At 68.7% G+C, this 18,560-nt stretch carries 19 protein-coding genes and 1 tRNA gene; 13 read left to right on the top strand and 7 right to left on the bottom strand.

What is annotated here, in order from left to right:
- Positions 1-161 precede the first annotated feature (161 nt).
- Both AIF0345_RS08985 and AIF0345_RS08980 read left to right on the top strand, forming a co-directional pair.
- Positions 162-353 (top strand): hypothetical protein, encoded by a 192-nt coding sequence (locus AIF0345_RS08985; protein ID WP_268916305.1) that lies wholly within the window; start codon positions 162-164, stop codon positions 351-353.
- Between the two features lie 88 nt (positions 354-441).
- A complete protein-coding gene (locus AIF0345_RS08980; protein ID WP_268916304.1) occupies positions 442-741 on the top strand; it encodes a Clp protease/crotonase-like domain-containing protein in 300 nt (99 codons plus the stop codon).
- Between the two features lie 535 nt (positions 742-1,276).
- On the opposite strand, the gene AIF0345_RS08975 is transcribed toward AIF0345_RS08980, so the two are convergent.
- Both AIF0345_RS08975 and AIF0345_RS08970 read right to left on the bottom strand, forming a co-directional pair.
- Complete coding sequence (locus AIF0345_RS08975; protein ID WP_268916303.1) at positions 1,277-1,477, bottom strand: hypothetical protein; 201 nt, start codon at positions 1,475-1,477, stop codon at positions 1,277-1,279.
- A gap of 117 nt (positions 1,478-1,594) precedes the next feature.
- Complete coding sequence (locus tag AIF0345_RS08970) at positions 1,595-2,161, bottom strand: hypothetical protein (protein ID WP_285295940.1); 567 nt, start codon at positions 2,159-2,161, stop codon at positions 1,595-1,597.
- A 209-nt stretch (positions 2,162-2,370) separates the two neighbouring features.
- Between AIF0345_RS08970 and pyk the strand changes: the two genes are divergently transcribed.
- Positions 2,371-3,789 carry a pyruvate kinase gene (gene pyk, locus AIF0345_RS08965; RefSeq protein ID WP_285295939.1) on the top strand — a complete coding sequence of 473 codons (1,419 nt, stop codon included), beginning with the start codon at positions 2,371-2,373 and terminating at the stop codon, positions 3,787-3,789.
- An 89-nt stretch (positions 3,790-3,878) separates the two neighbouring features.
- On the opposite strand, the gene AIF0345_RS08960 is transcribed toward pyk, so the two are convergent.
- Positions 3,879-3,952: transfer RNA gene (locus AIF0345_RS08960), tRNA-Leu, on the bottom strand.
- A 77-nt stretch (positions 3,953-4,029) separates the two neighbouring features.
- Between AIF0345_RS08960 and AIF0345_RS08955 the strand changes: the two genes are divergently transcribed.
- The gene (locus AIF0345_RS08955; protein WP_268916300.1) at positions 4,030-4,638 is read left to right on the top strand and encodes an ANTAR domain-containing response regulator; all 609 of its coding nucleotides are present in this window, start codon (positions 4,030-4,032) and stop codon (positions 4,636-4,638) included.
- Positions 4,639-4,683: 45 nt separating this feature from the next.
- On the opposite strand, the gene AIF0345_RS08950 is transcribed toward AIF0345_RS08955, so the two are convergent.
- The gene (locus AIF0345_RS08950) at positions 4,684-5,217 is read right to left on the bottom strand and encodes a PaaI family thioesterase (protein WP_043557987.1); all 534 of its coding nucleotides are present in this window, start codon (positions 5,215-5,217) and stop codon (positions 4,684-4,686) included.
- A gap of 17 nt (positions 5,218-5,234) precedes the next feature.
- Here AIF0345_RS08950 and polA point away from each other — a divergent pair, with 17 nt between their 5' ends.
- From polA to coaE, 4 genes are all read left to right on the top strand, one after another.
- A complete protein-coding gene (gene polA, locus AIF0345_RS08945) occupies positions 5,235-8,042 on the top strand; it encodes a DNA polymerase I (RefSeq protein ID WP_285295938.1) in 2,808 nt (935 codons plus the stop codon).
- A 236-nt stretch (positions 8,043-8,278) separates the two neighbouring features.
- Positions 8,279-9,733 carry a 30S ribosomal protein S1 gene (gene rpsA / locus AIF0345_RS08940; RefSeq protein ID WP_043557983.1) on the top strand — a complete coding sequence of 485 codons (1,455 nt, stop codon included), beginning with the start codon at positions 8,279-8,281 and terminating at the stop codon, positions 9,731-9,733.
- 178 nt (positions 9,734-9,911) lie between these two features.
- On the top strand, positions 9,912-11,663 hold the full coding sequence (locus AIF0345_RS08935) for a hypothetical protein (RefSeq protein ID WP_285297920.1): 1,752 nt from the start codon (positions 9,912-9,914) through the stop codon (positions 11,661-11,663).
- Between the two features lie 109 nt (positions 11,664-11,772).
- Positions 11,773-13,095, top strand: coding sequence for a dephospho-CoA kinase (gene coaE, locus AIF0345_RS16540; RefSeq protein ID WP_311136083.1), 1,323 nt, complete (start codon positions 11,773-11,775; stop codon positions 13,093-13,095).
- 533 nt (positions 13,096-13,628) lie between these two features.
- On the opposite strand, the gene AIF0345_RS08920 is transcribed toward coaE, so the two are convergent.
- Genes AIF0345_RS08920 through AIF0345_RS08910 form a run of 3 tightly spaced genes read right to left on the bottom strand, consistent with a single transcriptional unit; the run spans position 13,629 to position 14,802 of the window.
- Positions 13,629-13,844, bottom strand: a complete 216-nt coding sequence (locus AIF0345_RS08920) for an integrase core domain-containing protein (protein ID WP_285297918.1) — start codon at positions 13,842-13,844, stop codon at positions 13,629-13,631.
- Complete coding sequence (locus AIF0345_RS08915; RefSeq protein WP_285297917.1) at positions 13,799-14,470, bottom strand: IS3 family transposase; 672 nt, start codon at positions 14,468-14,470, stop codon at positions 13,799-13,801. Before AIF0345_RS08915 ends, AIF0345_RS08920 begins: the two co-directional genes overlap by 46 nt.
- A gap of 44 nt (positions 14,471-14,514) precedes the next feature.
- A complete protein-coding gene (locus AIF0345_RS08910) occupies positions 14,515-14,802 on the bottom strand; it encodes a transposase (RefSeq protein WP_285295937.1) in 288 nt (95 codons plus the stop codon).
- 114 nt (positions 14,803-14,916) lie between these two features.
- Here AIF0345_RS08910 and AIF0345_RS16690 point away from each other — a divergent pair, with 114 nt between their 5' ends.
- The 5 genes from AIF0345_RS16690 (at position 14,917) to AIF0345_RS08895 (ending at position 18,555) form a co-directional block, all read left to right on the top strand.
- On the top strand, positions 14,917-15,174 hold the full coding sequence (locus AIF0345_RS16690; RefSeq protein ID WP_353962050.1) for a hypothetical protein: 258 nt from the start codon (positions 14,917-14,919) through the stop codon (positions 15,172-15,174).
- A 50-nt stretch (positions 15,175-15,224) separates the two neighbouring features.
- Complete coding sequence (locus tag AIF0345_RS16685; RefSeq protein ID WP_353962049.1) at positions 15,225-15,470, top strand: 4'-phosphopantetheinyl transferase superfamily protein; 246 nt, start codon at positions 15,225-15,227, stop codon at positions 15,468-15,470.
- A 210-nt stretch (positions 15,471-15,680) separates the two neighbouring features.
- The gene (locus tag AIF0345_RS08905) at positions 15,681-16,409 is read left to right on the top strand and encodes an AMP-binding protein (RefSeq protein WP_285295936.1); all 729 of its coding nucleotides are present in this window, start codon (positions 15,681-15,683) and stop codon (positions 16,407-16,409) included.
- A 91-nt stretch (positions 16,410-16,500) separates the two neighbouring features.
- Positions 16,501-17,667 carry an ISAs1 family transposase gene (locus AIF0345_RS08900; protein ID WP_285295904.1) on the top strand — a complete coding sequence of 389 codons (1,167 nt, stop codon included), beginning with the start codon at positions 16,501-16,503 and terminating at the stop codon, positions 17,665-17,667.
- A gap of 528 nt (positions 17,668-18,195) precedes the next feature.
- Positions 18,196-18,555 carry a hypothetical protein gene (locus AIF0345_RS08895; RefSeq protein ID WP_285295935.1) on the top strand — a complete coding sequence of 120 codons (360 nt, stop codon included), beginning with the start codon at positions 18,196-18,198 and terminating at the stop codon, positions 18,553-18,555.
- Positions 18,556-18,560: the final 5 nt, after the last annotated feature.

Here is an 18,560-nt window from a genome sequence, read left to right as displayed (position 1 = left end):
AGCGGGAGGAGCGGTTCAGCATCCAGGCTTCGGATCGCACGGCAGGGCCGCGGTTCCCCGGCGCCCAGCACCTCTGCCCGGGTGGTTGGGTGACTGGGTCACTGCAGACTAGGCCCTTGGGCCCATATCATGGACGAAGTCCTTACTGCTCCAGGAGGTGCATGATGACGACGACGTCTTCTGCAACACCTGCTGGGCATCCTCCCACGACGCCGGCGCTCCGCCCCTCGACGGAGAAACAGGAACAGGGCTGGGCGGCTCAGGTACAACGTGCGAAGGAGGCTCGCAGCCCGGGCGCCGAGCTGCGCAGTGGCAAGATCAAGAGCTTCCGCCCCGTGGTCGGCAGGATCTGATGTCCGCCCGCACGCCGAGCACACGGGTCGTTATGTCCGCCGGGAGCTGACTGCGCAATATCAAGAACTCAGTGGGGCAAATCTGATCGTGGTCATTGACCAGATCACCGCTACCGGCATGACGATCCTCGAGGCGCTCCTGGTCGACTGTGGTTCCGCTAAGGACCTGCACCTCTTGCTGTGCTCTCCGGGCGGTGATGGCGAGACGGCGCTCCGCACGGTTCGCTCCATGCAGGCACGATGCCGTGAACTCACGATCCTGGTTCCGGACATGGCCAAGAGTGCCGCAACGATTGTGTGCCTCGGGGCTCATCACGTCGTCATGGGACCTGGTGGAGATCTGGTGGAGATCTCGGCCCTATCGATCCGCAATGATCTTCACCGATGACTCCGGCCGCCCTTCGATGGCCAGTGCCAAGGACGTCAACCCTTCAGAAGCCGCTTATCTGTAGTCCGGCCAGTCATTGCGGTCGATCATATTTTCAGCAGCCCGCCAAGGCGTGCGATGACTATGATTCTGCTATTTTTCTGCGGCGACAGTCTTCTAGGCCTTGTTGCGGGAGTCGTCTTGCCCGACTCCTGACGGTTAGTACGCCAGTGGCAGGGGGGCTTGTGGCTGTTGATGCTGACGATGACCTCTTGGAGGGGTTTGAGTGTGTGGATGAACCTATTGATCGATGACTCGATGAGCTGGCCAGCCGGCCTCCGGTGTTTAGGCGTCCCCATGGAAGTGGGTGCGGCTGGCCGGGCCGTAAGGAGCCGGGCGTTTTCGACCCGACGACGGACGGCGGGCCAGCCTCACCCAGTCGGTCAGTGGCCCAGCGGATCGCACGGATGTAGGAGGATGTCCAGGCCCGACTGGGCCTCGGCACGCTCGTTGTTGCGGGCGAAGACGGTGCGGTCCAGGACATCGCCGTCCTCTGTCATCTGGAAGGTGTCCGCCAGGACGAGCCCCTCGAAGGGCGGAAGAGGACACGCTCTTCCACCCCTCCCTCCGGAGCCATCTGTTGCTCCGCCTCGAGGATCCCGGCCTCCACAGCCAGGTTGCGGTATGCCACTTCGATGCTGGCGCAGGCGATGTAGTAGGCGAGCAGGAGGATCTCGCTGGCGTGCAGCTCGTTCAACTTATTACCATCAGCGCGGGCACGTCCACGCCCTCACTCAGGCAGCGCGCATTGGTGGGGGTGCGGCAGGAGCCCCCCTCCATCGGCGCGCGCTTGCCTCGTTGCGCTCCATGGCGTTCACGGTGCCGTCCACATGACGGGCCCAAGGGACAGAGCATTGCCGGGGGCCTCGCTGGCCTGACGGGTCCGCTCCAGGTTCATATCCGCCACTCCGTCGTCTGCCCCGGCGAAGCGCTCGGAGGTCCTGATATCGCTGGCGAAGGCGACCGCTGTGCGCATGACTCCCGGATCCGCCTCGTAGTCGGCGGGGTCCTGGGTCTGCTTGGCCAAGGCGTTCCAACAGCCGACGATCCTGGCGGCATCATCCAGTGCAAGGTCGCCGTTGGCGGCGAAGGAGCTCTGAAGGGCGCGGCTCACCTGGGCCTCGGAGACCGTGAGCACCAGGGCCTTGTAGTTGGTGAGCAGTCCGTGCTCCACGGCCCTGCCGAACTCGAGCCCGTAGAGGTCGGAGCCGTAGACGGATTCATCATCCATCGAGGCCAGGACGAGATCCTTGCGCTGGGCGTTGTCCTTGACGTCAGGGGCGCAGACGCGCGGGGTCGCCGTCATGGGGGGCCGCTTGGAAGCTCGGATGTACTCGGCGTCATGGGCCCTGACGAAGACGGACTCATCCTGACCGGCCACGGTGGCACCTGTCCCCGTCGACGCCGGAGCGCAGGGACCGGCCCTTGTCCGCCTTCCGGTCCGCCCGGGACCGGCGGCACGCTCGGGCGGCGCCGGTACGGGAACCGGTGCTGGGCGCCTCGGTGCGGGGCGCGGCCCGCCCCGCACCCGTCAAGATTTGGCCGAATTCGGCCGGAGCCGCGGCACGCGGGGCGTGTAGGCTAGGCCTCATGCGCAGAGCAAAGATCGTATGCACCCTGGGACCAGCCACCGATTCTCCCGAGCACGTGCAGGCGCTTGTAGACGCCGGCATGAACGTCGCACGCATCAACCGCTCCCACGGACGCGCCGAGGACCAGGAGGACGTCATCGCCCGCGTGCGGGACGCCGCCGAGACCTCCGGGCGCCCCGTAGCCATCCTCGTCGATCTTCAGGGCCCCAAGATCCGCCTGGGCACCTTCGTCAACGACCAGAAGGTCATGCTCAACAAGGGCGACGAGTTCACAATCACCACCGACGACATCCTGGGCACCGTCAAGCGCGTCTCGACGACCTTCAAGGGCCTGCCGGGGGACTGCCGCCCCGGCGACCGCCTCCTCATCGACGACGGCAACGTCGCCGTGCGCGTCATCACGGTCACCGACACCGACGTCGTCACCAAGGTCGAGGTGCCCGGCTACGTCTCCAACCACAAGGGCCTCAACCTTCCCGGCGTCGCCGTCTCGGTGCCGGCCCTGAGCGAGAAGGACCGCGATGACCTGCGCTGGGCCATCAAGATCGGCGCCGACCTCATCGCCCTGTCCTTCGTCCGCAGCGCCGACGACATCAAGGACGTCCACGACATTATGGACGAAGCCGGGGTGCGTATCCCCGTCATCGCCAAGATCGAGAAGCCCCAGGCGGTGGACAACCTCTTCGACATCGTCTCCGCCTTCGACGGCATTATGGTCGCCCGCGGCGACCTGGGCGTCGAGATGCCGCTGGAGGCCGTGCCGCTGGTCCAGAAGCGGGCCATCGAGCTGGCCCGGCGCCAGGCCAAGCCGGTCATCGTCGCCACCCAGGTGCTGGAGTCCATGATCCAGAACCCGCGCCCCACCCGGGCCGAGGCCTCCGACTGCGCCAACGCCATCCTCGACGGCGCCGACGCCGTCATGCTCTCCGGCGAGACCTCGGTGGGCGCCTACCCGATCGAGGCCGTGCGCACGATGGCCAGCATCATTGAGAACGTAGAGGAGAACGGCGGGGACCGCATCCCCGGTCTGGGCTCCTACCCCCAGACTCGCGGCGGCGCCCTGACGCGCGCGGCCGCCGAGATGGGCGAGCAGCTCGACGTCACCCACCTGGTGACCTTCACCCAGTCCGGCGACACGGCCCGGCGCCTGTCGCGGCTGCGCTCGCCCCTCCCGCTGCTGGCCTTCACCCCGCTGCGCTCCACGCGCAACCAGCTGGCGGTGTCCTGGGGCGTGCAGTGCTACGAGGTGCCGGAGGTCGAGCACACCGATGCGATGGTGGCCCAGGTCGATGACCTGCTCCAGCGCAGGCACTTCGCGCAGGCCGGCGACACCGTCATCATTGTGGCGGGCATGCCCCCGGGCACGCCCGGGTCGACGAACTCGATCCGCGTCCACACGGTCGGCGAGTTCGACTGACCCGTCGGCCCGCAGGCAGCGGGCCGAGGGACGCCGAGAGGCATGGTGAGGCCCCGCACCTTCTGGGTGCGGGGCCCGCCGCGCATCGGTACCTCCAGTGGGACTCGAACCCACAACACTCCGATTTTGAGTCGGATGCCTCTGCCAGTTGGGCTATGGAGGCGCAGCATAAGTGGTCGCGCTCACAGGGACGCGCCTTGCTCGCGCGGCATCGTGGTACACCATACTAGGATCACCCCCGTGAGCAACGAGTCAAGCACCTCCCGAACCCGCAGGGTTCTTGTCGCAGAGGATGAGACCCTGATCCGCCTGGACATCGTCGAGACCCTCACCGAGGCCGGATACGAGGTCGTCGCCGAGGCCGCCGACGGCGAGGAGGCCGTGCGCCTGGCCTACGAGCACGAGCCCGACCTGTGCGTCATGGACGTCAAGATGCCGGTCCTGGACGGCATCACCGCGGCCGAGCGCATTCTGGACAAGCACAGCTGTGCCGTGGTCATGCTCACCGCCTTCTCGCAGACCGAGCTCGTCGATCGGGCCTCCGCGGCCGGCGCCATGGCATACGTCGTCAAGCCCTTCACCCCGGCCGACCTGATCCCCGCCCTGGAGATCGCCCTGTCGCGCCACGAGGAGATCCAGTCCCTGGAGAGCGAGATCTCCGATCTGCAGGAGCGCTTCGAGACCCGCAAGCGCGTCGACCGCGCCAAGGGGCTGCTCATGGAGAAGATGGGCCTGAGCGAGCCCGAGGCCTTCCGCTGGCTGCAGAAGACCTCCATGAACCGCCGCCTGACCATGCGCGAGGTCGCCGACGCCGTTATTGAACAGGTCGGCGCCAAGAACGGGAGCTGAGCGCACGCCGAGTCGGTGAGCGGTCGGTGAGCGACTGACCGCGCCTCAGCCCTCCTGGACGGCGGTGGCGGTGAAGAGGCTGCGCAGCGTGCCCCGGGCGATTGCGCGGCCGTCCTCGTCGCTGACCCTCACCTCGTAGACGGCGGTGCGCCGGCCCCGGTGAACGGGGGTCGCCACCGCCGTCACCCAGCCGCGCTGGGCGGGGCGCAGGTGGCTGACCTGGAGCTCGGTGCCCAGCGGCGCCATGTCGTCCGGGGCGGCCTCGTGCGCCGCCACCGAGGCGGCCGTCTCGACAAGGGCCGCGCTCGCGCCCCCGTGCAGGATACCGAGGACCTGGCGGGCGCCGTCGACGGGCATGCGCACGACCGTGCGCTCCGCGGAGCGCTCCAGCACCTCCATGCGCAGCGTCGCCATGAGAGTCCCCCGCTCGGAGTCCGACAGGCCCGACGCGCCGACGGCGCTGACCGCGCTGACCGCGGAACCGGCGGGGCGCGGGTCGGGGAAGGGCCGTACCGCCTTGGCGGGGAAGGCCACGGGCACGTCGGCGGAGCGGGAGGTCGGGAACTGGTCGCTGCTCATGCCCGTAGGCTGGCACGGTGAGCACCACCACGACCAGTCCCGCCGCCGAGCCCGCCGGACGTCTTCTCCTCATCGACGGCCACTCCATGGCCTTCCGGGCCTTCTACGCCCTGCCTGTGGACAGTTTCACAACCTCCACCGGGCAGAGTACGAACGCCGTGCACGGCTTCGTCTCCATGTTCCTGTCCCTGCTCGAGCGCGAGGAGCCGACTCACGTCGCCGTCGCCTTCGACCTGCCCGGCGGGACCTTCCGCACCGAGGAGTACGCCGAGTACAAGGGCACCCGCGACGAGACCCCGGAGCCCTTCGTCGGGCAGGTCGAGCTCATCGAGGAGGTGCTGGAGGCGATGAACGTGCGAGCCCTGACCGCCTCCGGCTACGAGGCGGACGACATCCTCGCCACCCTGGCCGCCTTGGCCCAGGCCGAGGGGATGGAGGTCCTCGTCTGCTCCGGCGACCGCGACTCCTTCCAGACCGTGACCGACCGCTGCACCGTGCTCTACCCCGTCAAGGGCGTGTCCACCCTGCGGCGCATGACTCCGGCGGAGGTCGAGAAGCGCTATGGGGTCCCGCCGCAGCGCTACCCCCAGCTGGCCGCCCTGGTGGGCGAGTCCAGCGACAACCTGCCGGGCGTGCCCGGGGTCGGCCCCAAGACCGCGGCGAAGTGGATCACCCTGTACGACGGACTCGATGGCGTGATCTCCAGCGCCGACCAGATCAAGGGCAAGGCGGGCCAGTCCCTGCGCGACCACATGGCCGACGTCGTGCGCAACCGCCGCCTCAACCGCCTGGTGACCGACCTCGACCTGGGCGTGGCGCCCGCCGCCGACCTGACCCTGCGCCCGGCCGACCGCGGCGCGCTGGCCCGCGTCATGGAGGTCCTGGAGTTCCGCACCCTCCACCAGCGGGCCCAGCGGATCCTGACCTTCTCCGATGCCGCTGGTGGCATCGACGGCGCGGTCACGGCCGACGGCGAGAACTCGCCGTCGGCCCGCCTCGACGCCCTCGAGGTCGCCGTGCTCGGCCGCGACCTCGCCCCCGGCGCGCTGGGGGAGTGGCTCTCGGCTCACCTGACGGACGACGACGGAGGGCCCCGTCTCCTCGGTCTCGACGTCGCCGGCACGCTGCGCCCCGGCCAGGCCGACGCCGCCGCGATCGCACTGTCCGACTCCCGCGCCGCCGTCGTCGTCGACCCGGCGCTGGCCGCGCCCGAGGACGAGTCGGCGCTGGCCGGGCTGCTCGGCGGCACCGAGACGCCCCTGGTGGTCACCGACGCCAAGGGCGCCTGGCACGCCCTGCACGCCCGCGGCCTGCCCCTGGACGGCGTCGTCTTCGACCCGGCGCTGGCCGGCTACCTGTGCCGTCCTGAGCAGCGCGGCTACGACGTCGGCTCCCTGGCGCAGCGCTGGCTGGGCATCGACCTGGAGGCGCTCGGGGACAACGAGGACGGCCAGGCGCAGACCTCCTTCGACCTGGAGGCCCTGACCGCATCGGAGGACTCGGACGCCGTCCCGGCCCAGGTGCTGGCCGCCGCCCGGCGCGCCGCCGTCCAGGGGGACCTCGCCGCCGCCCTGGGGCGCGAGCTGCGCCGGCGGGAGGCCGAGGTGCTCTTCACCGAGCTGGAGATGCCCGTGGCCGCGACCCTGGCTGAGATGGAGGACGCGGGCATCGCCGTGGACGACGCCGTGCTCCTCGCTCGCGAGACCGAGCTCGACGCCCGCGTCAACCACGCCGCCGAGGCCGCCTACACCGCCGCGGGCCACGAGCTCAACCTCTCCAGCCCCAAGCAGCTCCAGGCGGTCCTGTTCGATGAGCTCGACATGCCCAAGACCCGCAGGACCAAGACCGGCTACACCACCGACGCCGGCGCCCTCGCCGCGCTGTACGCCAAGACCGGCCATCCCTTCCTGGCGGGCCTGCTGGAGCACCGCGACGCCATCAAGCTGCGTCAGACCGTCGAGGGCCTGCGTAAGGCCGTCCAGGCCGATGGGCGCATCCGCACCACCTTCCAGCAGACGATCACCGCCACCGGGCGGCTGTCCTCGACGGACCCGAACCTGCAGAACATTCCCGCGCGCACCGAGGAGGGCATGCGCATCCGGGAGGCGTTCACCGTCGGCAAGGGGTACGAGTGCCTGATGACCGCCGACTACTCCCAGATCGAGATGCGCATCATGGCCCACCTGTCGGGGGACGAGGCGCTCATCGAGGCCTTCCGCAGCGGGGAGGACCTGCACCGCTACGTGGCCGCCCTGGTCCACGACATCGACGTGGCCGATGTCACCGCCGAGCAGCGCAGCCACGTCAAGGCCATGAGCTACGGGCTCGCCTACGGGCTGTCCACCTACGGGCTGGCCAAGCAGCTGGGGATCGACAACGCCGAGGCGGCGACCCTCCGGGACGCCTACTTCGCCCGCTTCGGCCGGGTCCACGACTACCTCGAGGGCGTCGTCGAGCAGGCCCGGCGCGACGGCTACACCCAGACCATGTTCGGGCGGCGCCGCTACCTGCCGGACCTGACCAGCGACACCCGGCAGCGCCGGGAGATGGCGGAGCGCGCCGCGCTCAACGCCCCCATTCAGGGCAGCGCGGCCGACATCGTCAAGAAGGCGATGATCGACGTGGCCCAGTCCCTTCAGGCCGCGGAGCTGGGCTCGCGGCTGCTCCTGCAGATCCACGACGAGCTGCTCGCCGAGGTCGCGCCGGGCGAGGCGGACGCCGTCGAGGACGTTCTGCGCCGGTGCATGGGGGGCGCCGCCGAGCTGTCGGTGCCCCTGGACGTATCGATCGGTCGGGGCGGGACCTGGCGGGACGCCGCTCACTGAGGCGCGCGCCGCGGGTCATGCGGGAGTGAGGGATCGCACGGCACCTATGGGCTTCTTTGGTGATCTCGAACAGGTTACGCGCTGGGCATGTCCTGATAGAGTCCGAGTTGTGCGCCCCTGGGTGTCGTCAAGACGCGCCGCCGTACCGCGAGGTCAGTCCGGGCTGGCTCGGGGGACGGGGGGTGCATGGTTCCTATCAGCCCGATCTATCTGTCCGTATTCGGAGCAACCACTCAATGACCACCACCACGCCCAGCCCTGCCCCGGTCGCCGTCAACGACATCGGCTCGACCGAGGAGATCCTCGCCGCCGTCGACGAGACCATCAAGTACTTCGATGACGGCGACATCGTCGAGGGCACCGTCGTCAAGGTCGACCGAGACGAGGTCCTGTTGGACATCGGCTACAAGACCGAGGGCGTCATTCTCGCTCGCGAATTGTCCATCAAGCACGACGTCGACCCCGATGAGATCGTCTCGGTCGGCGACGAGATCGAGGCCCTGGTCCTCCAGAAGGAGGACAAGGAGGGTCGTCTGCTCCTGAGCAAGAAGCGCGCCCAGTACGAGCGCGCCTGGGGCACCATCGAGCGGGTCAAGGAGGAGGACGGCGTCGTCACCGGCTCCGTCATCGAGGTCGTCAAGGGCGGCCTCATCCTCGATATCGGCTTGCGCGGTTTCCTGCCCGCCTCTCTGGTCGAGATGCGTCGTGTCCGCGATCTCCAGCCCTATGTGGGCCGTGAGCTCGAGGCCAAGATCATCGAGCTGGACAAGAACCGCAACAATGTGGTCCTGTCCCGCCGCGCCTATCTCGAGCAGACCCAGTCCGAGGTCCGCACCAACTTCCTCCAGACCCTGCAGAAGGGCCAGGTCCGCACCGGTGTGGTCTCCTCCATCGTCAACTTCGGCGCCTTCGTGGACCTGGGCGGTGTGGACGGCCTCGTCCACGTCTCCGAGCTGTCCTGGAAGCACATCGACCACCCCTCGGAGGTCGTGGAGGTCGGCAACGAGGTCACCGTCGAGGTCCTCGAGGTCGACTTCGACCGCGAGCGCGTCTCCCTGTCGCTCAAGAAGACCCAGGAGGACCCCTGGCAGGCGTTCGCCCGCACGCACGCCATCGGCCAGGTCGTGCCCGGCAAGGTCACCAAGCTGGTCCCATTCGGTGCCTTCGTCCGCGTCGAGGACGGCATCGAGGGCCTCGTCCACATCTCCGAGCTGGCTCAGCGCCACGTCGAGGTGCCCGAGCAGGTCGCCAAGGTCGGTGACGAGGTCTTCGTCAAGGTCATCGACATCGACCTGGAGCGCCGCCGCATCTCCCTGTCGCTCAAGCAGGCCAACGAGGGCGTGGACCCCAGCTCGGAGGACTTCGACCCCTCGCTGTACGGCATGGCCGCCGAGTACGACGAGAATGGCAACTACAAGTACCCGGAGGGCTTCGACCCGGAGACCAACGAGTGGCTGGAGGGCTTCGACGCTCAGCGTGAGGCCTGGGAGGCCGAGTACGCGGCCGCCCACGCGCGTTGGGAGGCTCACAAGGCGCAGGTCGCCAGGGCCATGGAGGAGGACACGGACACCAGCGGCGCGGCGGCTCCGGCCGGCGCTACGTCCTACTCCTCGGCGGCGTCGGAGTCGACCGGCACCCTGGCCTCCGACGAGGCGCTGGCCGCTCTGCGCGAGAAGCTGACCGGGAACTGACCGCTCGGGATTTGCAGCAGTCCTTGCACGCGCCGAGGGCCCGCCCACCAGCGAGTGGGCGGGCCCTCGGGCGCGACGGGCCCAGCTCCCCATCGCGCGATCATTCGCGGTGTGTGAGGCTGACACCGGAACCCGTCCGCGCCGCGGCGCGGGCACGACCCACGAGCAGGGGAAGATGATGACAACCTGGGACGACCTCACGGATCTGCTTGACGATCCAGGAGACGTCCGCTCACCCGCCGTGCAGGCGGGCCTCTACGACGCGCTTCTGCACGCCGCCCCGGAGCAGCCCCCGCAGGGGGAGGGCGCCCAGCGCCTGGCCACCGCCCTGGCGGAGGTCGACAGGACCTGGCTCGCCGCGCTGGGGGAGGACCCGACCCGATCCCGGGCGGACATCGACAGGGCCGTCGAGCGGTGCGGCGACCTGCGTCGGGCGGGGGGCCGCTCCGCGCTGCCCCTGCGGTACGCGCGTGTGGAGCTGTGCACGTTCTTCGGCGAGAGAGCCGACGCGCTCGAGCAGCTGCGTGTGGCGCGCCTGTTCTCCTTCGACGACGCCGACGCCGGAGCGACGCTGGCGGCCGCCCGCATGCACGACGACTTCTCCGGTGTCATCCGGACCACGTCCGGGGCGTCCAAGCGACCGGACGCCGATCCGGCCGGGACCGCCCGCAGCCTGGCCGCGTCGCTGCTGCCCTACCTCGCGCAGCGGCGCAAGGTCGAGGCCGAGGACGCCCTGATGGCTCTGGGGCAGGTCGAGGCGCCCGTCTCGCTGCGCATCCCGCTCCTCGGCGACCAGATGGAGTACCTCGGCCTGTCGGGGCAGTGGGAGCGGGGTCTGGCCCTGCTGCGGCACACGAACCTCAGCGACACCCGCGACACCACCGCCTGGGGGCTGCTCAACGCGGCGGTCGGAGCCAGCCTCGTCCTGCGCGAGGCCAATCGCGCCGGCTACGGCTCGAACGCGCTGGGCTCGTCGATCAGCTGGACCATGTCCTGGGGGCCCTCCCTGAAGGTCACCGGCTGGGACACCGTGGTGCACGCCTATGACGCCCTGACGACCTTCGCCCGCACGGTCGCCGTGCGCTTCGATGAGCGCAACGGCAACAACGGCGTGTCCTACCGGGTGGAGTCGCGCATGGCCGGGGAGGCCTCCGGGCTGGCGGCCCGGTCCTACGGCACGGTGACCGGCACCGCCGTCGATGAGCACCGTCTGCAGCACCGGGGCGCGCTGCTGAAGGATGTCAACGAGCTGCTGGTTCTCGCCCGGGGGTACGGCCTGGGCTCGGTGCACGAGCGCGCCATGAAGACGGCGGAGACGGTCAGCAGGTCCCTGGAGCTCGTCACCGACGACAGCCAGCTCGAGACCGTCGTCGCCCTGCGGATCGCCTTCGCCAGGCTGCTGCTGGCCCTGGGCGCGAGTGAGCGGGCCGAGCGGGAGTCCCTCGACACCGGCGAGCTGTGCCTGTCTCAGGGATGGATCGAGCTGGCGTGCGCGAGCCTGGCCATCGCCGCCTGGGCGGCGGGCGCCCGCAACGACACGCGGGCCGCGCGGACTCACTGGCGGCGCGTGCACGAGCAGATGGGGGACTGGGGCACCTCGCGCATGAAGGAGCGGCTCACCGTCCTGACCGACGCCATCGGCAGCCCGGAGACGAGCAGCATCGCCCTGGTGCTGCTGGCCGAGGTCACCGCCGCCGGCGTCGAGGCGGAGCCCGCCCGCGCCTCGGGCGCGAGAGACGTGTGCCGGCGTGCGCGTGCCGAGCTCGAGCGGTGCAAGACCGTCCCCAGCGGTGTGGCCGAGCGGATCGCTGCGGTTGAGCGGGCCGTCGCCCCCTACGGGCGGGGCCGATCCGGCCGGCACCGCGGCGGCGAGGGGACGACGGCGACGCCCGGCCGGGCGAGCCGGGTGCGGGAGGGCGCCGGCGGATGAGCGGGTGTTGTGCGAGGCGCTCGTTCCGCTCGCGCTCCCGCCGACGATCGGACCATGCTCACTCGCCATCCAGGTGACTCACAGGCGCCCATACCGTTAATCTCACCGCATGACGCAGACGCAGGACGCCCCCGGCCCTCAGAGCTGCGCCACGGTGGTCCCAGACGTGGCCAGTAGACCGGTGACGGTCCATATCACCGGGTTCGAGCCCTTTGGCGGAGCCGGCTCCAACGCCTCGTGGGAGGCCGTGCGGCTCCTGCCGGAGACCATCGAGCTGGCAGGAGGCAGCGCCGCCCTGACCCGGGACGTCCTCCCGGTCGCCTTCACCGCGGCGATGGCCGCCGCTCGCAGCGTCATCGGGCGTCTGCGCCCCGACGTCGTCGTGCACGTCGGAGAGCAGGCGGGAGCCCGGACGGTGGTGCTGGAGACCACCGCCTACAACGAGGCGACGGCGCGCATCCCCGACAACACCGGGATCCGGCCCACCGGCGAGGAGCTCGTCCCCGGCGGCGCACCGCTGCGGCGCGCGACATGGCCGGCGGCGGCGCTGGTGGGGCGGCTGAGCGCGGCCGGCCTGCTGGCGGCCCGTTCGGACGACGCCGGACGGTATGTCTGCAACGCCACGCTCTACGCGGCGCTCGACGCCGCCTCCCACCTGCCCGAGGCGGAGCGGCCCGTCATCGGCTTCGTCCACGTGCCGCCCTCGAAGGTCATGGCCCCCCGGGCGGTCGCGGAGGTGCTCCGTCTGCTCATCGTCGAGCTCGCCGACCTGATCCGCCGTCGTCGCACCGCGATGGCGGGCGTCGGCAGGCTCAGGGTGCCGCGCGGCGGCCGGACGCTGCGCGTGGGGCTCACCGGCGGCATCGGCTCGGGCAAGTCGACGGTGGCGAGCCTGCTCGCCGCGCGCGGCGCCTGCGTCGTGGACGCCGACGCCATCGCCCGGGAGGTGGTGGAGCCGGGCTCCCCGGCGCTCACCGCGGTCGTGTCAGCATTCGGGACGACGGTCCTGACCGCCGACGGCGCCCTGGACCGGGCGGCGCTGGCCGGGCGCGTCTTCACCGACCCCGGCGCCCGCGGCGTGCTCGAGGCGATCACGCTGCCGTACATCGCCCAGACGGCGGCCCAGCGCATGGAGGACGCAGGGCCCGGCGGCGTGGCCGTGTACGACGTCCCCCTCCTGGTGGAGCGGGGGATGGACGACCTCTTCGACTGCGTCGTGGTCGTTGAGGCGCCCCTCGCACTGAGGATCGCGCGCCTGGAGGAACGGGGCCTGTCGCGAGAGGAGGCCATGAGCCGCATGGCCAGCCAGGCCGACGACGAGGAGCGCCGTCGTATAGCTGATGTCCTGCTGCTCAACAACGGCACCCGGGAGGACCTCGCCGACGGCGTCGACTGGCTGTGGGAGCACCGGCTGGCTGCCGCTGCGGGGTGAGCTCGACAGTTCCCGCCCGGCAGTGAACCATTGGCCCAATTAGCCCAATTAGCCCGACTGGCCCGCCCGCTGCCGGCCATCAGCGAGAACCGTCCCCTCGGTGCTGTCCTGCCCACGGTCGTGGGTCATGGGCGTGGACTGGTCCTTGTATGGTGTCGCCGTCAATGGCTCGCCGTCCCTGACGGGTAGAGGCTGCGTCGGCGCTGGAACGACGATCGTGGTCCCGCTCAGGAGCAGGACCAAAACAGACGGCGTCACCCGCCGGCCGGCCTACCTCGCCCCTGACATGTGCGCCATTGCCGCAACCGCCCATCTTGGCTCATCACAAAATAAAATCACCTACAGAATGAATTTTTCTCATCAGGGGTGGTGTTGCTTAGGTTAAGGATGACGAGGGCGGTGGCAACGACTTTGGTGACGGTTGATGGGGCGAGGGTGACTCTCCTGAGGGCTTTGAAGCCCTTGATGAGGGAGTTGACCCTCTCGGCGGGTGGACTGCTTGGTGTTTTGCGGACAGGGTTGAAAGTCGGGTTTCAGGCTGCTTGTCTTGTGCGGCGGTGCTCCTTCTCTACCTCATTGGGGGTGCGGTAGCCCGGGGATGAGTGGAGCCGCTTGTGATTGTGTTCCAGCTCGATCCAGGAAGCAATATCCCGAATGGCTTTGGCTCGGGTGAGGTATACCATCTGATAGACCCTCTCCTTCTTCAGAGTGGCGTTGAATGACTCCGCCCAGGCATTATCCCAGCACACCCCAGTCCTGTCCACGGATCGAGAATACCATGGGCCTTGAGGTGCTGGTAGAGCTGCTCCGACGTGTACTGGCAGCCCCGATCCGAATAAAATATCGTCTCACACTCACTCTCGCTGGGAGGGCAGTTGCGCGCAGCCATATCGATGGCATCGCAGATCAGGCAGGTGCGCATATGGTCGGCCATCGCATACCCGACCGCTTTCTTGGTGCAGCAGTCCAGGACCGTGGCCAGATAGGCGAACCCCTCCCAGGTTCTGATGTAGGTGATATTGTCAACCCACTTCACTCCCGGCTTATCGGCGGTGAAGTCCCTGTTGACCAGGTCCGGGCGGGATTCCAGGTCGGCGACGGGGACCGTGGTACGGACTTTCGTCCGGGGCTGGACGGCTTCCAGGCCTAAAGCCCCCACGAGGAGACGGACCGTGCCGGAGTGGACGCTGACGCCTCGGCGTTGCAGGGCGGCGTGGACCCTTCGGTGCCCGTAGGTGCCGTGGGAATCGTTGAAGATCCATTCGATCAAAGCGCTGAGCTCTTTCCTTCGTCGCGCGGTTCTTGATGGCTCCCGGCTCAGCCGGGCGTAGTGTCCCGACCTGGATGCTTTTAGGCAGCGGCACATCATAGTGATGGGATAGTGGCCTTATTCGTGGTGGATGAATGCGTAGCGGGCTGCTACTGGGACTCCTTGGCGAAGAAGGCCGTCGCTTTTTTCAGGAGCTCGATCTCCATCCTGGCCTCTCGCAGCTCGGCGCGCAGCCTCCTGTTCTCCGCCGCCTGCTCAGTGCTCGCCTCCGCGTCCACGGATTCGGGGTGGTCTTTTCTCCATTTCTTGACCCAGTTCCCCACTGTTTGCAGAACCAGGTCGTAGGACCTCGCGACCTCCGCGATAGTACGGTCCTTCTCGACTACCTCGCGGACCACCTGCTCTTTGAACTCACTGCTGAACCTCTGCACTGCCATGAGCCGATTCTACCTCGCTTTTCGAAATACGGATCTTTTCCACCACTGTCCGAGAAACACCGAGCACCTCAATGTCTACTATCGCTCCTGCGGGTGTAGTGGTTGTCGAGACGCGTGAAGACCTCGTCGAGCAACTATACCCTGTCGAAGAGGCATAATATCGCACGCGCTGTCGATCGCCGTCGCCTGGGGCTCATGACAGTGCGGCGATGTGTTGCGCTGGCCCTGGGACGGTTCGGCGCTGGCCGTCCTGCCCAGGTTCCTGGTAGCCATGAAGAACCCTCCTGGCCTGAAGGAATCGCCGGTTCGATGACGCACTGCAAAGGCTACCGTGCGGCTGCGGTCGCGTCGAGCGCGGCGGTGAGCTCCTAGGCATCGATGCAGAGCCGAACGCTGCGCTGCCTGCAGATACGCTTGCGCTAGTGGCAACGGTGTCGGAGCGACGGCATCTTCGACGGCTGGCTCTCGAACAATCCGACATCGCGTTCGACCGCCTGCTCTTCAGCATTAAGGAAAGCACTTATAAAGCTTGGTTCCCGCTTGTGCGGGCATGGGTAGATTTCGATGACGCTGATGTCAGGATATCGCGTGACGGCTGCTTCCTCGCCCCGGCATCCTCCCTTGTCCTTCCTGTGCCGCCCTGGCATACGCCCCTGCGTACTTCCTAGTGATCTCCGCCCTGGCCCGCATCGACAACCCACCCCCCGCATGCCCACCACGATCCGCGACTTTCGCGGGCAGTTCCAGATGAGGCACCAGACCTCTTTCGCGGGCATACAAGATGAGTCTCGTCGGAGCATTGACGCCAGACGGTCGTTGTGCTACACAAGTTGCTGCAGGCGCAAGCCCTGTTCCTCTCACCCTGATGGAGGCGCTGCATGGGAACTCCCGCTCCGTTGTACTCGGCGTTGCGCGGCTGGCGGCGAACGAGGCCCGAGGCCGCCGCTTACACACACCTGCGCCCGGACGGGCACGGGAACTCTACGCTCGAGACACTGACGTGGGAGCAGCTCGACCTGCGGATCGCCATCTTGGCCCGTAGGCTCACCGTGGTGTGCGACCGCCAGGACAGAGTGGTCCTCGCCCTGCCCCAGACTCTGTATTACCCCGTCGCCTTCTTCGCCTGCCTGCGCGCAGCGCTCGTGGCCGTGCCGGTCTCGACAGTTGAGAGCCCCGGTCACGAGATAAGACTTCGATCAGTGATCGCGGACTGCGACCCCGCGGTCGTCCTGACCACGGAGGAGCACCTGGATGTCGTGCGCGGGCTGGTCGGGCGGCTCAGTTGCGATCTCGACCGGGCTCGAGCCCCGCGGGTCATCGCGGTCGACGACAGCCGGGATCCAGAGGAGCGTCCGGTGCCCGCCGAGGATATCGGTGCCGAGGATGTCGCGTACCTTCAGTACACGTCAGGCTCCACCAGCACACCGGCGGGGGTTGTCGTGACGCACAGCGCCCTGCACAAGAACCTCGACCAGATCGTGGAGAGGTTCGCTCCTGACGCCGGGTGCACGTCGGTCTCCTGGCTGCCGTTCTTCCATGACATGGATCTGCTCAATGGCCTGCTTGTGCCGGTCCGAGTTGGGTGCCGGGCCAGGGGGTCGGCGTAGTCGTGGGTGTGTTGGTGGGGGTGCGGCGCGGTTCCTGGGGTGACGATGGGTGTGTCCTACGCACCCTTTCGTCGTCAGGAGCCGCGCCGCTATGCCATCTTCCCCTATCAACATTGCTGGGCGCCAGCCGAGCCTGATGCAGGTCTTGTCCACCGTGCCCGGTCCCAGGTGCGCCCGGGGAATGAGGCACCGGCTGGAGGTGATCCTGGCCGTGGCGGTGGGGGCCGTGCTGTCCGGAGCGCGCAGCCTGCTGGCCATCGGGCAGTGGGCCGCCGGCCTGGACGCCGAGGCGCGCACAAGGCTGGGCCTGCCCGCCTCGGCGCGCCTGCCCGAGGAGACCACGATCCGCCGCGTCCTGTCCAGCGTCGACGGAGCCGCCCTGGACGCGGCCGTGGGAGCGTGGATGTGGTCGCGCACCGCCGCCACCGTCGCGGGCAGACGCGTGCTGGCGGTGGACGGCAAAACCATGCGGGCCACCGCAACCCACCTGCTGGCCGTTCTGGATCACGCCACCGGCGCGGTCGTGGCCCAGCAGGAAGTCGGGCCCAAGACCAACGAGATCCCCGCCCTGCGGGACATGATCGACGATCTCGTGGCCCGCCTGCCGGGCCTGGACGGCGCGGTGACCACCGCCGACGCCATGCACACCCAACGGGCCACCGCCGAGGCGATCACGGCCCGCGGGGGCCACTGGGTCCTGACCGTCAAGGCCAACCAGCCCAGGCTGCTGGCCCAGCTCAAGGCCCTGCCCTGGAAGGACACTCCCGCCACCACCGCAGCCGAGCGCTCCCACGGCCGATACGTGCGCAGGACCATCAAAGCACTCCAGGCACCTCAATGGATCGACTTCCCCAACGCCGCCCAGGTCCTCCAGATCCGGCGCACCCGCACCACCAGGACCAAGGACGCAAGCAACAAACGCACCACCGAGACCGTCTACGCCATCTGCTCCCTGGACATGATCGCCGCCCCGCCCGATCACGTAGCAGCCTGGATCCAAGGCCACTGGGGAATAGAGAACCGCCTCCACTGGGTCCGCGACGTCACCTTCGACGAGGACCGCCACCAGCTGCCCACAACCACCACCGCCCGAGCCATGGCCACACTCAGGAACACCGCCATCAGCCTCATCCGCCTCACCAGCCCCGACCACCCCAGCCGACAACGCCGAAAAAGCAGCATCGCCTCCACCTGCCGCTACTGGGCAACCCACCCCCACCAAACCCTCCAACAACTTACACAACAACCCACCCCATAACAACGCCGACCCCCTGGGTGCCGGGCGGTCTTCATGGAGCCGACAGCGTGCATAGGGCAGCCAGGGGCGTGGATCGGCGCCCTCGCGAGGTTCCCCGCGCGTATTCGGCCGCGCCGAGCTTCGCCTTCGAGCTCATCATGCGCCGGATGCAGCCGGCGGACCTGGAGGGGATCGACCTCAGCGGGCTGCACGGGGTCGTCGTCGGCTCGGAACCGATCAACGGCGCGGTAATGGGGCTGGTTGAGGCCGAGCTCGGGCGGGTCGGCCTGAGACCCGACGCGCTCATGCTGTCCTACGGCCTGGCCGAGAACGTCGTGCTCGTCTCGGGCGATCGGGGCGTAAGGACCTACACTCTCGATGCCGACGCCCTTCGACGGGACAGGGCGGAACGCGCCCCCGAGGGGCCCGGCAGCGTGACGCTTGTGGGCTGCGGTCGGCCCGTTAACGGGCTGTCGCTTCGGATCGTCGATCCGCGCAAACGGGTACCCTGCCGACCTGGTCGCGGTCGACGAGGTCGCGGCGGCGATCGTGAGCCTGTCGGTCGGGGGATACGTCGGAGAGACCTACCACCTGAGCCACGGCGCCGGAACCTCGCTGGACGCAGTTGTCCGCGTCCTTCGGGGTCTGGGCTACCGACTCGGACGGACGACGATGGACCGGTGGCTCGGGAGACTCAAGGGCGAGCCGGGCAACGCGGCCGCGTCCTTGGTGCCGCTGCTGGACTGGCAGGGGGCGCTCGACGTCCCGCTATCCTCGGAGTCGACCCGCAGGGCTTTGAACGAGGTCGACGCAGGCCTGAGGCCCGTGACCGATGAGATGCTCGCGCGCACAGTGGAGTTCTTCATCCGGACCGGCCAGTTCCCCCGCCCCGGGAGGGGCCGCCCATGACCCGC

The sequence above is a fragment of the Actinomyces israelii genome (assembly GCF_030253495.1).
GTDB classification, from domain to species: Bacteria; Actinomycetota; Actinomycetes; order Actinomycetales; family Actinomycetaceae; genus Actinomyces; species Actinomyces israelii.
This window is presented reverse-complemented; position numbering and strand designations above follow the sequence as displayed.